This window comes from Erythrobacter sp. MTPC3 (assembly GCF_042854385.1).
Taxonomy (GTDB): Bacteria; Pseudomonadota; Alphaproteobacteria; order Sphingomonadales; family Sphingomonadaceae; genus Erythrobacter.
Map to the genome: position 1 here is coordinate 21462 of NZ_BTGP01000012.1, position 15180 is coordinate 36641.

Here is a 15180-nt window from a genome sequence, read left to right on the forward strand (position 1 = left end):
CCGTTTTAGACCGGTACTAGAACCAGCGTTCGTAGATCCTGATCCGGTCACCCGGCATGATCGGCGTGTCTTCATCGGCTGTTCCGGTGACGTTTTCATCGCCTACCGTGCGCGTGATTGCGACCTCATCAGTTTGCGCGCGGTAAGTGTATCCGCCCGCCATCGAAATCGCGGCAAACACGGTAAGCCCCTGGCGATATGCATATTCGCCCGGCTGGCGTACTTCGCCCATGATATAGACGGGCCGCAGCTCCAGCGGCTGAACCGTCACGTTCGGATTTTTAAGGACATCCTTTTCCGCAAGGGCAAGCGCGATGGCTCCCTCCATCTCGGAATAGGTCATGCCGCTCACCTTGACCTGCTGGATCAGCGGGACCGAAATCGAACCGGTTTCATCAATCGTGTAATCGCCCGACACAGGCTCAAGATCCTGCACGGCAATCCGCACCTTGTCTCCCGGCGCGACGCGCAATTCGGCTGTGCTGGCGCTTTGAAGCGGCGCAAGTCCGCCCGTCCCGCTCGAACACGCTGTTACCAGCGCCAAAGACGCTGCAGCGATGGCAGTTCTGGTGAGTTTCTTCGACAATGTGAGCATCAGTATGCCCTCCTTTTCAAATTCACTTGGTCGCGCAGCAAATTCGGCCCGGTGCCAGTTAAGCAGCATCGACCCGTTTCTCCAAATCAAGCCAGTGTGACAAATCGCGGTTCAGCATCTTGCCGAGTTCCTCGACATCATACGCATAGAAATCCGCCAGTCGCTGACGCAGATCGGCTGATAGCGGCGGATAGGAGATTTTCTTGGCAAACAGTCCGCGCGTCGCCTTAAACACTGCGCTGTCGCGGTACGGGTGGGCCAGCGGTTTGAGAGGCGAAAGCGCCTTGCGGACCGGCAGGGGCAGATGCTGCGCCTTGCTGTCGTTTTGTTTCCTGCTGGCGAAATCAGGGTCGTAATGAAACCGCGCGCCGATGTGATCGCACACATCCTGGAACGTTTCGCGCGGAGTGTCTCTCACATCGTCGAAAGTGAAAACCAGCAGCTGCTCTGGCGAAAACTGCTCCAGCCACCGTGTCAGGTGCCGGGCGTAAAGGCCGTCATTAAGGAAGCGCGGCTGAGCGCTGCCCGGCGATGACAGATATTCTTCGGGCAGGCCGGAAACGGTTCCGCGCCGATAAAGCATCTTGTAGTCAGAATATGCACGGTCGATTGGATTGCGCAGCTGAACGATCAGCCGCGCTTGCGGATATTCGCGCGCAATGTGATCGGTCGCTTCGGGTTTGGCGAGGTAATCTGCGGTCTTCTCTCCCCAAAGCGTGCCTTGCGCTTTTTCATCGGGAAACAGCGAACGATACCAGTCCCAGCCGCGATCATGATCACGCGTAAAGAAATGCGGCTCTATATCCGGCACGAAAACATCGGGATGATTACCAAGCTGCGCCTGCACCCATGTGGTCGCCGCCTTGATAGCGCCGATCACGATGAAATCGAGGCGTGGCCTGGCATTGGTCATGCCTGCATCTCAAGCCGTTCGATAACCTGGCACAGCGTGCGGCCAAACCGAGCGGTATCGCTTGGGGAAAGCGTGTGATCGACCTGAAACATCACGGTTTCCAGCGCGACCTTGTGCGCTGCAGCCAGTTCACCATCAATCCGCACGTCCAGCTGTTTGAAAGCGCCCTCCCGGCTCATATCGGGACATGACCCGCTGCCGCAGGCGATCCCTTCTGCCATAAGCGCGCCGACAACATCTGACCGGGAGATACCGGCAGGCAGTGCATCCAGATCCAGCCGGACGTAACATTTGTAGAATGCGTGTTCGGCTGTATCCGGCAGCCGCATCGGACGCACTGCCGGGTGAATACAAGCCTCTTGCAGCAGGCTTTTGGCGTTGGCGCGGCGCTGTTCCACCCAGATATCAAGCTTGGCGAGCTGCCGCTGGCCGATAGCGGCCTGCATCTCTGTCATGCGGAAATTGCTGCCGAAACTGTCGTGACAATACCGAAATTCACCGGGGGCGGAGTTTGATTTTTCGCGCAATCTGACGGGGTCTTTCCCGTGGTCCTTGTAAGTCCACGCCTTGCGCCAGACATCCTCGTCGCGCAGCACCAGCATTCCGCCTTCGCCGCCGGTCGACATGATCTTGTCGGTGCAGAACGAGAATGATCCCGCATCGCCGAATGATCCGACCTTGCGCCCGCGCCATGTCGCACCGTGGGCCTGCGCGCAGTCCTCTATCAGCGCGAGATTGTGAGCATCTGCGATCTCGCACAGCTGGTCCATGTCGCACGGCTGACCTGCCAGATGGACGCAAACAATCGCCTTGGTATCGGGGCCAATCAGACGGGCAACCGAAACGGGATCGATGTTCTGGGTATCCATCTCGACATCGGCAAATGCGGGCCTCGCCCCAACTGCAACAACAGCGCTGGTCGTCGCGAAAAAGCTGCGGGCGGGCACGATGACCTCATCGCCCGGTCCAACGCCCAGCGCGCGCAGAGCCAGTTCGATCGATACCGTCCCATTGCTGACGGCGATGGCGTGCGGCGTTCCGATATACTCGGCGAAGGCGGCTTCGAATGCCCGGTTTTCATCACCATGGACGAGCGCGTTGACCCGGCCCGATGCTAGCACGCGGGTTACCGCCTGAATTTCATCGGCGTCGTGCCGCGGCCAGTCGGACTGCACCGGCGAAAGCATTTCATGCTGCGATCCGGGAGCGGTGTGTACAGCGCCAGCGATCTGGATCATGGCCTATGCCTCCTCAACCGGTTGCAGCGGGCGTCCGCGCCACAGGGCTTCGGTGTTGGTGACAAAGCCTGCAAGGTTCGGCGAGCTGCTGGGCAACGTGGTGAGGTGGTGGGTGATGCGGCGCACATTGCTTTCATTCCCTTTCTCAACCTCGAGTGCGAGCTGTTCGATTGCGCGGGTAATTAGCGGTAGCGGAATGGGATGTGACTGCGCTTCGAAGATACCGGGAATTTGCGATTCCTGCTGTTCTTCGCAGCTGTCGAACAATTCCTCGAACAGCTTTTCTCCAGGCCTGAGACCGGTGAAGGAAATTGCAACGTCCACGTCTGGCTCCAGACCGTGAATCCGGATCATCCGCCGGGCAAGATCGACGATTTTCACCGCCTCGCCCATGTCGAGCACCATGATGCGCCCGCGCGGCGTATTTTCGTGCAGCGCATATGAACTGGATTCCAGGATCAGTTGCACCGCCTCGCGCACGGTCATGAAGAACCGCTCTATATCAGGGTGCGTCACCGTCAGCGGACCGCCCGCCAGCAGCTGGCTTTTGAACAGCGGAACCACCGAACCGGATGAACCCAGCACGTTGCCGAACCGCACCGTCATGAAACGCGGCGCATCGGGATCGTCGATACCGCACAGGTCAAGCGACTGGGCATAAAGCTCGCCCACACGCTTTGTCGCGCCCATGATCCCGACCGGATTTACAGCCTTGTCGGTACTGACCTGGACCATCGCCCGCGCGCCAAATTCGCACACGGCATCTGCGACGTTTTTCGTACCGATGATGTTGGTGTGAGCGCCCGCGCCGGGGTTCGCCTCGACGATGGGCACATGTTTGAGAGCGGCGGCGTGATAGATGATTGCCGGTTCGTGCTGTTTGAACACCCGCCGCACTTCTGACGCGTTGCGAATATCGCACAGTGCGATGGACAGCGTCTGTTCGGGGAACTGGTTGCGGATCTGCTGTTCGACCGAATAAAGGTTGTATTCGCTGTTATCGAGCAGGACGATCCGGCTCGGCTTGAACCCGGCAAGCTGACGCACAAGCTCGCTGCCGATGGTGCCACCGGCCCCGGTAACCAGAACGGTATCGCCTGCAATCTGGCGGGAAATCGTGGCCTCGCGCGTTTCAAATTCGCGGCGGCCCAAAAGATCGGCTGTAGAAAGGGTATCAAGTCCGGATTTCGTTGTCCGGCCCAGCAGGTGGCCCCAATCATCGCCGACGCGCAGCAGCTTGATCCCGAAATCGCGCGCTCGCTTGGATATGGCGGCGATATCGCGCGAGCTTAGATTGACCGCGTCATCGCAGACAATGATGCTGTCGATGCTGCGATTGCGCTGTTCGAGGTTGAGGATTGCGGATGCGAGATGCTCGGGGAAACCCAGCACGGGTACACCGCGGATTTGTGCGATCGGCCCCTCCGCCTCCGGCAATAGAATGCCGACAACATAAACTGGTGAAGACTTGTCGGGCTGGGTGACCTTTATCAAGGATTCGGCCCAGTTGGCCCGGCCGATCAGCAGCACTTTCTCACGCTCGCCCGCATCGGCAGTCCGCGGGATCGAGGCCACACCGAAAATCGGCACATACCGCAGCGCCCTGCGCGCCAGGCGCATGACCTGCATGACAAGGAACGAAAGGCAGAAATGCAGAATGGCGAGCACCACGATATCGGGAGCGCTGCGCGGGCTGCCAACGGCAAACCACATCGTAGCCCAGGTCACAGCGAGCGCGATGGCGATATTCAATGCCATGACGAGACAATCGGTCAGCGCGGTGAATCGCCAACTGCGGCGGTACAATCCGGCAAGATAAAGCAATGCAACTGTCAGCGCGCTCGCGGCGAGGATAAACACCGGCATGTTGCCGATCCACTCAGGCAGCGCGAGACGCGGCTGAAGGAACGGCAAAAGCAGCGCAAATGTACCGGCAATGGCCAGAAAATCGAGCGTCATAACACCCGTTAGCCGGATTGCCTTACGCCACATAAAAGCAGGCGCGATGCCGAACCTTTCCGCAAAGAACCGCGAAAGCCGCGTCAGCCGGCCAGCGCGGTCAACGTGCACGTCGTTCGCGGCAGGCGCATCGGCAACCGCTTCATCGATCTGCTCACCAGTTTTATCGGCGATGACACTCATTACCCGGCTTGCATCCTTTTGCAGGTCCAGCACTCACGCCGCGAATGTTTGCCCGATGCGGTTCAAACGGCGGCTTTGACTGGATCTCGACTTCAGTATTTTCCCATAATAACCGCGGCCAGATATCGGCGCACTTGCTCTTAGAGCCATTAGCCGGAAGGGCATCTGACCGACTAACCGGGCGCACGTGGGGAATTGCCCCTGCCCGAAAGAGTAGTCGCCGCGCTCTCCAAAGGGTTGCAGCGCCTCTCCTTAGATGCCGCTATAAGCGCATGCGGCTGGCTGGCTTTCTTTAGCCTATCCAACCGAATACCGGTTTGGTTGCAGTGCGCCTTGGGGCATTGCACGAGCGCCGCCGGATCCGCAGCCGGAGCCTCCAAGGAGAAACGCGTTGAAGATCGTCGTCCTATCAAGCCTGGCGTTTTCGCTGGTCAACTTTCGCGGAAAGTTGCTCGAGGCGATGCGCGGTGCCGGACATGAAGTGATTGCGGTCGCTCCGGACGATGATCCCAAGGTCGCAGCCAAGCTGGCGGAGATGGGCATTGCGTTTCGGACCGTCTCGATGGCGCGCGCAGGGACCAATCCGCTGGCCGATCTGAAGACGATTGGCGAATACGTGTCGCTGTTCCGCGAAGAGCGGCCCGACGTGGTGGTCGCCTACACCCAGAAACCGATTATCTACGGCGGGATTGCGTGCCGCATTGCCGGTATTGACCGGTATTACGCGCTCATGTCAGGGCTGGGCTATCTGTTCAGCGACGCGGCATCAGGCAGGGGGCTGCTTAAATCGGTATTCTGCCGCCTTTACCGCGCCGGTCTCGTCCCGGCAAAGCGCATCTTCGTTTTCAACTCGGATGACCGGCAGGACATGCTGGATTCCGGCATTATCGACAAAGCCTCACCGGTGCTTCAGGTGCCGGGTTCGGGTGTGGATTTGACCCGGTTCGTATCGGCACCGCCGCCTGAAGGATCGCCGCGTTTCCTGATGATCGGCAGACTGATGGAGGACAAGGGCGTGTGGGAATACGCCCGCGCTGCCAAAATGCTGAAAGACCGCGGGCTTGATGCGCGCTTCAGCCTGATTGGCCGGCCCGAACCCAGCAACCCGACCGGGCTGGACGATGCCGACATAGAGCAGCTGACACGCGATTATCCGGTCGAAGTCTTGCCAGAAACGGACGATGTGCCAGGGTTTTTACGGGCATCGCACGTCTTCGTGCTGCCGACATATTACCGCGAAGGATTGCCGCGCACGATTCTGGAGGCGCTCGCCGTGGGCCGCGCTGTCATCACGACCGATATGCCGGGGTGCCGCGATGCCGTGTCCGACGGGGAAAACGGTTATCTGGTCAAACCGCGCGATGCCGGGAGCCTAGCCGAAGCGATGGAAAAACTGATCGCGGACCGCGCCCTGCTCGAGAGCATGGGTCGGCATTCGCGCCACCTTGCCGAGACGGTTTACGATGTGAACAAGGTCAACGCGCTGCTGATGGAAGAGATGGAGCTGTCCACTGGCGCATCGAACAAGCCCAGTGCAGCGCGCGGCCCGGCGGATGCACCAGCGCCGCCGGTCGCAGCGCAAAGGGCTGGATAACACCATGCGGATTGCTCTTGTCGGCGCGGTGGAAAGCACGCTTTGCGCCATGCGCGCCATGATCGATGCGGACTGCGAACTGGCGCTTGTCGCCACACTGACACCCGACCTTGCCAAACGGCACTCCGATTTTGTTGACCTTGCGCCCATCGCAAAAGAGCACGGCGTCGATTTAATCGGGGTCCGCAACATCAATGATGACACCGCCATCGATGCATTTCGAAAGGCCGCACCAGACTATATCTTTGTGGTTGGCTGGTCACAGATCTGCCGCGAGGAATTCATGAATATCGCGCCGGGCAAGGTGATCGGATACCACCCTGCGCCGCTGCCGCGCATGCGCGGGCGCGCGGTGCTTCCGTGGACGATCATCAACGATGAAAAGATCAGCGGCGCGACCATGTTCTGGATGGATGGCGGCGTCGATACCGGGGACATATTGGAGCAGCGGTTTTTCCATGTCGCCCCGCGTGAGACTGCCCGGACGCTGTATGACAAGCACATGGCGGCGCTCGATGCGATGACGCGCGGAGCGATTGCCGAGCTGTCCTCTGACAACCCGCGGCGCGAGAAGCAGGATGAAGCCTGCGCCACCTTCGCCGCCCGCAGGCGCCCGTCGGACGGCAGGATCAATTGGCATCGCCCGGCCGAGGAGATTGACCGCCTGATCCGCGCCGTGGGGCGCCCCTATCCGGGCGCATCGTGCGATTACGACGACGGTCAGCTTACCATCTGGCAGGCACGCCCGCTGCCAAATACCGTACATCACGGCACAATCGGGCAAATCGTCGCGATGACCGATGACACCTTCGACATAGTGACCGGCGATGGTCTGCTGCGCGCCGAGGAATGGGACGTGTCAGGCACAAAGCCGGTGCGGATGCACGCGGTCCTTGGCGGATCATAGGAGCAGAAGATGACAGGTGTTTCACACCTTGGAAAAGTGCTGATTCTCGCGCCCCACCCTGATGACGAGGTGCTGGGCTGCGGGGGAACGATGGCCCGGCTGGCCGATGCCGGACACGAAGTGCACGTTGCCGTCGTGACCAAGGGGTATGAGCCAGCCTTTCCGGCCGCGATGGTGGAACAGGTCCGCGCAGAGCTGGCCGAGGCGCACGAAATGCTAGGCGTGAAAAAATGCCATTTCCTCGATCTTCCCGCAGCACGGCTCGATACGATCCCCGGCGCGGAACTCAACGCGGCGATCGGCCACGTGGTAAGCGACGTCGCGCCCGATTCGCTCTTCATCCCGTTTCTTGGCGATATTCACCGCGATCACCGCCTGATTTTCACCGCTGCACTGGTCGCTGCCCGGCCAAGGACTCGGGCGATTCCCCAGCGAATCTATGCGTATGAAACCCTGTCGGAGACCAATTGGGCCGCTCCTGGCATCACCGAAGCGTTCATTCCGAATGTATTTTTCGATATTTCGAATACGCTGGAGCGTAAACTGAATGCCTTTGAACGGTTCAAAAGTCAGGTGAAGCCTACCCCTGATGAGAGGTCGCTGAAAACCATCCGAGCCCTAGCAACCCTAAGGGGTTCAACCGCTTTTCTGGAGGCTGCAGAAGCGTTCATGATGATTCGCGAAATCAGCTAACTTTGACTAAAAAAATCAAGCGACGTGAGGCACCTGTGCCAATTTGAGACTCGACACAGGTATGGCTTTATGGCTAGGTAAATGCGCGTAAACTAGCGCTCATAAACACCGGGCTACCGAAAAAAAAATTAGGGGCAGCTTAGGCTTTAGGGGGAGCGAAATTCTTCGGGTCGCAGGGGACTAACTCGAAGGAGGTAACGCAATGTCTTGCCAAGCACCTGTGCCGGTTGCGATTGTGAGTAGGAATACACTCGCACGCGAAGGTATGAGCCGTATTCTACACGGCAAAGATTTTTCAGTGACAGAATCCCACGATTCAAGTTTGGGGCTGCTGAAGACAGCAGACCGCTCGCCGTGCCCGCGCCTGGTCATTCTTGATGAGAATGAAGACGATAATCTGTGTTCGGAAGTAGAGCAGCTTCAGCAAGAGATGCCTGATGCAAGGATCGTCGTGCTCAGCAATGATTTCGATTTCGATACCATGGTCGCGGCATTTCGTGCTGGCGTCGATGGATACATCGTAAAACGTATCGGCTGCGAGCCGCTGATCGAATCGCTCAAGCTTGTGAACATGGGCGAAAAAGTCATGCCGAGCGAACTTGCGCTGGGCCTTCCACGCCGCTGGACGCGCGGTGCGATCCCGGCAATGTCAGATCGCGAGCTCTTGAACCTGCTTTCCGAGCGCGAGATCGAGACGCTGCGCTACCTGATCCTCGGTTCACCTAACAAGGTTATCGCGGGACACCTCAATATCAGCGAAGCAACCGTCAAAGTGCACGTGAAAGCGATCCTTCGTAAACTGGGCGCGCAAAACCGCACGCAGGCTGCGATCTGGGCCGTAAACAACGGTGTCGAATTGAAAACACAGGACGTCACTGTTGCTGCCAACGAAAGCGGCGATCACGAAGAGCGGCTGCTGGAAACATCTGCCGCAGTCTGATCCTATGCGAAGGATCGGGGCCGGCAGCACCGTACCCGACACTTTCAAACGGCAGATTGAGCGAGTACCCTTGGGAGAGGATGCCGGCCGGTCCAGCCAAACGATACATGCAGGGGCGATCGGGATCGCGGGCCTGAATTGATTTGCAGAATTGGTGCCAGAAAGAGCACGATTGCAAATAGAGGCCATAGAACAGCACTGCACCGCGAAATGCGAAAAACACCGCCCTTCGGGGCACCAAACACAAATTAGCATAGCACCGCGAAACAAGTCGCGCAGGCGCATTGGCTCGGGATGATCTTGTTCGGAGAACGTCAATCGGAGTGGATTGCGCGGTCATACCGGATTAGCTCATAGCTGCCCTTCGGTCGCACCCCTTGGGCACTATACTCACCCGCCGCCAGTAACCGCAAGCGAGCATGCTCCCGTCAGATTGCGCACGGGTGAACGCCGAAACCTGCCAACAATTCATTTGTGTTTGCACTGTCCGATGGGCTTAAACACGGGCCTATGGGGGGACGAGCATTTTTAAGATGGCTGGCGGCGATGCTGTTCGCCTTACTCGGCGCGTCCACTCTCTTCGCCCAGACCGCTCCGGCTCGCTCCGTTTCCGCTGAGCCAGCCATCACGCTGGAAACCGCGACTTATTATAGCGATCCCGAAACTGAGCTGAACGCGCGCGCGGCTCTTGCCCTTTTCAAAGCTGGCGCGTTTGATCCCTTGGCCAGCGATCCCCGCACCAAAGGCGACAGCATGACCCGCTGGACAGCCGCTGTAATTACGGTCCCGCAGGCATCCGGCGATCTTTCCGAACAGCGGCTGGTGCTGCGCGGCCAACTGACCGTGCTTCCCAAAGCGTGGATCGTGGACGCCAGCGGCGAACTTCGGCCAATCCTGGGCGAAGATGGCGGCACTGCCGGTGCAGAGCGATATCTGCACATGTCGAGCTCATCCAGTTTTGATCTGCCCGCAGGTTCGCAAACACTGATCCTCATCAACACCGCGTCATCGCTCTACCCTACAATCTCCGTGCTCGACCAAAGCCAGATCGTACGGACGCAGATGCGCGAAGCGGCGTTTCAGGCGGCCACGTATTCGGTCATTATCTTGGCCGGGTTTGGAATGGCGATCATGGCGATCATCCGCCGGTCGCCCATCATCCTGTTCATGACCGCCTATTACGCGTTTGCATTGACGCAGCCGATTGTCCCCGCGCTGGGATTTACCTCGGGCGCTTCGGCAGAAGATGTCGGCATGACATATGTCATATACACCAGCGTCACCGCATTGGCCGGTTACATCCTCACCTTTTTCGCATTTCGCAAATACGGTTATCCAAAGGCGGCGCTGGCGTTCTGCGGCGCGGGATTTGCGCTGTATGCTTTTGCGTGGACCAGAACCGAGCCGAGCGAACTGCGCAGTCTTGTCTTCGTAGTTTACTACCTGCCGCTCGCCCCGTCGCTGCTGGTCATGTGGCGCGAGCTGGTGAATTCGCGCGCTGCAAAGATACTGTTTTTCGGGGCGCATATCCCCGTGCTGATTGCCGGGTTTAGCCGCAATTTCCTGTTCCCCGATATGCCCGCGGATCAATGGGTCACCATGCTCGCGATTGAGCGGGTCGCAATATCGCTCACCTATCTCGCGTTTGGATTGCTGGAGTTCAAATCGTTCCTGCGTGATCAGGCGCGCGAAAGCAAAGAGCGGATTGCCGCTTTGGAAGCGCAGGCGGAAACCGACCGCCGGCTGCTCGCGGCGGAACGCGAATATGACCGTGCGCGTGAAGCAGCCGCGCGCCGGAAAGCGCAGCTTGCAGCGGCGAGCCACGATATTCGCCAGCCGATCCTGGGTCTGCGCGTGGCGCTTGATAGCGAGGCGGAACGTCTATCACCCGCCCTCCGTTCGCGGCTCGGCGATGCAATCGGCTATCTGGAAAACCTGACCCGCGAATATTCTGCCTCGGACGATCAGATCGCGGGCAGCGCGGACGCAGCGATAGAGGCCTACCCGCTCGAAGTCATCACGCGCGCGGTGCACGACATGTTCGCAGGGGAGGCCGCCGAAGCGGGCGTCGCGTTCATCATCGAAGGCGGCGACTGCACTACGACTGTCCCTCCGCTGGCGCTGATCCGCGCGATCAGCAACCTCGTGGCGAACGCGCTGAGGCATTCGGAGGCGACCGAGATCCAGTTGCAGGTTCGCGGAGACGACCAGTGCGAATTTACCGTCATCGACAATGGCAAGGGGATGGATCAGGCCGCGCTCGCCGATGCCCAGCGATCCGGGGTAAAATCCGAAAACTCCACCGGAGACGGGTTGGGGCTGGCGATCGTGCATGATCTGGCGCAGCGATACCGCTTTCACTTCAGCATGGCGTCAACCGCGGGCGAAGGGACAACCGCACGGCTGCGGTTCGCGGGAAAGGGTTCGGGCTGACTGCTCCGATTTGGGTGATCTGCCCCATCCTGCGCCCGCCAATCCTGCGATACTGAATTGCAAGTTCCGGCGTATCGAAACCCGCCGGGCCGTTTGCTCATTTCGGAGGCCATATACGATGACTTTTTCCCGTCCTCGCACCGCTGTCATGCTTGCTCTATCGGCATTGGCTTTGCCTGCCTGCGCGCCGACCCTCGCCAGCCCTTTGAATCAAGGCCCTGCTTTTGGTGCGCGCCTTGGCGAACCGGTTCGCGCGGTGCCTGCGCCCTCTAATCGCTCTGCCGATTTCACCCCGGCCCGACTGTTCGACGTGAAGCTGCTGCCCGGTCCGGGCGTAATGTGCAAAGGTCCAGGCTGCATCAAACGGCACGAGATCGCCCGCTGGGAACAATCCTATACAGCCTGTCAGGCCATGCGCTTTGATGCCAATTGCCGTCAGGTTATCGAACTCTATCCGCAAGCTGTCGCGCATCTCAGCAGCCTGAAGAATGACCGGGGACTTAGGGGCCCATGGACTGGCAAGCGGGCAAAGGAATAGGTGGGCAGTAGCCGGCCGCATTAATCTGACGGTCTTGCATGATTGCCGAAACCGGTGATCCGCGACGAGACGGTAAACGGGCGCAGTGTATTCTGCGTCCGTTTTCGTATCTCGTCCCCACACGCCCCCTCGCCGCTTGCGCAGACATGAACGGATTGCGTGCCTGATTGGGGGATCAGCCCCATACGTTTCACTGCGGCGCTTTCGTATCCCTTGATCATCGAAACACGGCGTTTTCATCCGAAGGGCGGAACGCGAATTTGGGGAGTACCGAACATGAAAAAACTTACCACTTCTATCGCTACCGGCGCATCGGCCATCGCTCTTGTCATGGGCGCAGTGTCTGCATCGGCGCAGGATGGTCCTGACACCGCCGCTCAGGAGGCAGAAACCGAAGCGCCCGATACCGCTGGCGAACCCGGCATGACGGATGAAGAAATCGTCGCTACCGGCGCTGTTCTGGGCGGCGGAGCCTACGCCGTGAAGAAGCTCGGCTTTGACAAAACCGACGTCGCCTCAAAAATTGCCAAGAATATCGGCAAAGTACGCGCTGAAGGTTTGGCCCGCAAAGCGGCCGCCGCGAACCAGCCAAGCGCGGGAGATCTGCTTAAAGCACGCGGCGCAAACGCTGCACCGCGCAACATTCAGACGCTTCAGTCATCCGGCAATGCCCGCGCTGCCATCGGCAACGGATCGCAGCTGGATGATCTGGTGCGGCGCGGCCAGAGCGCGCAGGCCGCCCGCGCACCGCGCGCCGCCGGTTCTGCCGCAGATGTCATAAACACCCGCGCTGCCGCGCAGGGTCCGCGCAATATCCAGACGCTTCGTTCCCCCGCAGAGCCGCGCGGCGTAACCTTCCGCGATGGCGGCATGTCCGGTGCCCGCGCCAATGTCGCCGGATCGGCAGACGAGCTTGCCGACCTGGCGAAGCGCGGCAAATCCGCTCAGGCGGCCCGTGCGGCCACCGGCGGACCGAAGCTGGGCACACGCGTCATCGTCAATGGCGGCGATCTGGGCAAGGTGCTGAATGCTGGCGATGCAGCCCGCGCTGCCCGAGGTCTCGACGCGGCCAGCGAAGCAAGCGCCTTGCGCGGCATCGCAGCCAATGGCGGCAATATCTCCGACCTCAACAAAGCAGGGCGGACCGCGCAGGCGGCTCGCGGTGCTGGCGGCCTGAAAGCACTAGGCAAAGTCGATGACGCGGCCAAGCTGGCGAAAATCGCAAAGACCGGCGCTGCTGCTGGCAAGGTCGGCAAAGCGGGGCGCGCTGCCCTCGCCGGGACCGGTGTCGGGGCCGCAGTGGTCGTCGCCGAAATCGTCGCCACCGAAAGCGTCGAGGCGCTGACTGGGGCGGACATTCAGGACCCGATCTCCACCACGTTCCAGTACGGCGCAGCGGTCTTCGACAAAGACGTGAAAATTTCCGACGTCGCCAAACAGCGGCTCCAGCATCACAGGGACAATCTGGCCGCGATCGGCAAGACCCTGACGACCAAGGGGCAGCTGAAAAAGAACCTGCAAACCTATGGCGCGGACAAGAAAGAGAAGTTTCAGGAGAACATGCGCAAGTTCGGCAACAACATGGAAAAGCTGGACGGCAATCTGAAGCAGGCTGGCGCTACCAATCGCGCGCTGGTCGGATCGATCACCGGCGCCGACATGCGCAGCGTCGAGGAAACGAGCAACCGGTATAAAGAGGCGCTCGCTGGCGACAACAAGATCAAGAACACCGCAAAGGTCATGGGCGACCGGGCCAAGCACCATGTCGAAAACACGAAAAAGGTGACGAAGAAAGTTGGCAGCAAGGTCGCGTGCGGCATCGGCAACATCTTCAAGAAAAAAGAAAACGACAAGGACTGCTGATCACGCTCCGCTGACACAGCCTGCCCCGCGTGCAGGACAGATAAAGCCGCGCATCACAGCGATGCGCGGCTTTTGCTATGTCATACGGGTTACGACGCATTCCCTCTCGCGCCTGCCGCCGCGCGTGCTATGCGGCGGCAACACCCCGCTTAAGTTAGAGGACCGACAACCCATGAAAACCCGCGCTGCTGTTGCATTCGAAGCGAAGAAACCTCTCGAAATCGTTGAACTCGATCTGGAAGGGCCAAAGGCTGGCGAGGTTCTGGTCGAGATCATGGCGACAGGCCTCTGCCACACCGATGCCTACACGCTGGACGGGCTCGACAGCGAAGGGCTGTTTCCGAGCGTTTTGGGCCATGAAGGCGCAGGCATCGTGCGCGAAGTGGGCGCGGGCGTTACCTCTGTTGTGCCGGGCGATCATGTCATCCCGCTTTACACGCCGGAATGCCGCCAGTGTAAAATGTGCCTTTCGGGCAAGACCAATCTTTGCAGCGCCATCCGCGCAACGCAGGGCAAAGGATTGATGCCCGATGGAACCTCGCGCTTGTCCTACAAAGGCGAGACAATCTACCATTACATGGGCTGTTCGACATTCTCGAACTTCACAGTCCTGCCCGAAATCGCAGTGGCCAAAATTCGCAAGGACGCGCCGTTCCAATCGTCCTGCTATGTCGGCTGCGGTGTGACCACCGGGGTTGGCGCGGTCGTGAACACGGCCAAGGTTCAGCCCGGCGACAACGTTGTTGTTTTTGGCCTCGGCGGTATCGGTCTTAATGTGATTCAGGGCGCAAAAATGGCGGGTGCAGACCGCATTGTCGGCGTCGATATCAATCCGGCGAAACGCGAATGGGGCGAGAAATTCGGCATGACCGATTTCGTCAATCCGAAAGACACCTCCGATGTTGTCGCGCATCTGGTGGAGATGCTGGACGGCGGGGCGGATTACAGCTTCGACTGCACGGGCAGCACCGATGTCATGCGGCAGGCGCTGGAATGCTGCCATAAAGGCTGGGGCACCTCGATCATCATCGGCGTGGCCGAAGCGGGCAAGGAGATCGCAACACGACCTTTCCAGCTGGTCACCGGCCGCAATTGGCGCGGCACCGCGTTTGGCGGAGCGAAGGGGCGCACCGACGTGCCGAAAATCGTGGACTGGTACATGAACGGCAAGATCGAGATCGATCCGATGATCACCCATGTCCTTACACTGGAGGAAATAAACAAGGGTTTCGACCTGATGCATTCGGGCGAAAGCATCCGCAGTGTGGTTGTCTTTTGATGGCGCCTGTTACCGCAAGGCTTGCCCCCGCAGAAATACGCCCGC

12 protein-coding genes are annotated in these 15180 nt (G+C 59.6%); 8 read left to right on the forward strand and 4 right to left on the reverse strand.

Annotation, left to right across the window (positions count from 1 at the left end):
- Positions 1-16: 16 nt before the first annotated feature.
- Genes ACGHU1_RS14990 through ACGHU1_RS15005 form a run of 4 tightly spaced genes read right to left on the reverse strand, consistent with a single transcriptional unit; the run spans position 17 to position 4888 of the window.
- Positions 17-595 (reverse strand): polysaccharide biosynthesis/export family protein, encoded by a 579-nt coding sequence (locus ACGHU1_RS14990; protein WP_390588253.1) that lies wholly within the window; start codon positions 593-595, stop codon positions 17-19.
- A 58-nt stretch (positions 596-653) separates the two neighbouring features.
- On the reverse strand, positions 654-1508 hold the full coding sequence (locus ACGHU1_RS14995; RefSeq protein ID WP_390588254.1) for a sulfotransferase family protein: 855 nt from the start codon (positions 1506-1508) through the stop codon (positions 654-656).
- Positions 1505-2746: a DegT/DnrJ/EryC1/StrS family aminotransferase gene (locus tag ACGHU1_RS15000; RefSeq protein WP_390588255.1), complete on the reverse strand. Its 1242-nt coding sequence runs from the start codon at positions 2744-2746 to the stop codon at positions 1505-1507. Before ACGHU1_RS15000 ends, ACGHU1_RS14995 begins: the two co-directional genes overlap by 4 nt.
- 3 nt (positions 2747-2749) lie before the next feature.
- A complete protein-coding gene (locus ACGHU1_RS15005) occupies positions 2750-4888 on the reverse strand; it encodes a polysaccharide biosynthesis protein (protein ID WP_390588257.1) in 2139 nt (712 codons plus the stop codon).
- A gap of 391 nt (positions 4889-5279) precedes the next feature.
- On the opposite strand from ACGHU1_RS15005, the gene ACGHU1_RS15010 reads away from it, so the two are divergent.
- From ACGHU1_RS15010 to ACGHU1_RS15045, 8 genes are all read left to right on the forward strand, one after another.
- Complete coding sequence (locus ACGHU1_RS15010; protein WP_390588259.1) at positions 5280-6482, forward strand: glycosyltransferase family 4 protein; 1203 nt, start codon at positions 5280-5282, stop codon at positions 6480-6482.
- Positions 6483-6486: 4 nt separating this feature from the next.
- Positions 6487-7389: a methionyl-tRNA formyltransferase gene (locus tag ACGHU1_RS15015; protein ID WP_390588260.1), complete on the forward strand. Its 903-nt coding sequence runs from the start codon at positions 6487-6489 to the stop codon at positions 7387-7389.
- A gap of 9 nt (positions 7390-7398) precedes the next feature.
- Entirely contained in the window at positions 7399-8082 is a 684-nt protein-coding gene (locus tag ACGHU1_RS15020; RefSeq protein WP_390588261.1) for a PIG-L deacetylase family protein, read from the forward strand.
- Positions 8083-8284: 202 nt separating this feature from the next.
- A complete protein-coding gene (locus ACGHU1_RS15025) occupies positions 8285-9022 on the forward strand; it encodes a LuxR C-terminal-related transcriptional regulator (RefSeq protein WP_390588262.1) in 738 nt (245 codons plus the stop codon).
- A gap of 546 nt (positions 9023-9568) precedes the next feature.
- On the forward strand, positions 9569-11455 hold the full coding sequence (locus ACGHU1_RS15030) for an ATP-binding protein (protein ID WP_390588264.1): 1887 nt from the start codon (positions 9569-9571) through the stop codon (positions 11453-11455).
- Between the two features lie 118 nt (positions 11456-11573).
- Complete coding sequence (locus ACGHU1_RS15035; RefSeq protein ID WP_390588266.1) at positions 11574-11993, forward strand: hypothetical protein; 420 nt, start codon at positions 11574-11576, stop codon at positions 11991-11993.
- 276 nt (positions 11994-12269) lie between these two features.
- A complete protein-coding gene (locus ACGHU1_RS15040) occupies positions 12270-13856 on the forward strand; it encodes a hypothetical protein (RefSeq protein ID WP_390588267.1) in 1587 nt (528 codons plus the stop codon).
- Positions 13857-14028: 172 nt separating this feature from the next.
- A complete protein-coding gene (locus tag ACGHU1_RS15045; RefSeq protein WP_390588269.1) occupies positions 14029-15135 on the forward strand; it encodes an S-(hydroxymethyl)glutathione dehydrogenase/class III alcohol dehydrogenase in 1107 nt (368 codons plus the stop codon).
- Positions 15136-15180 lie beyond the last annotated feature (45 nt).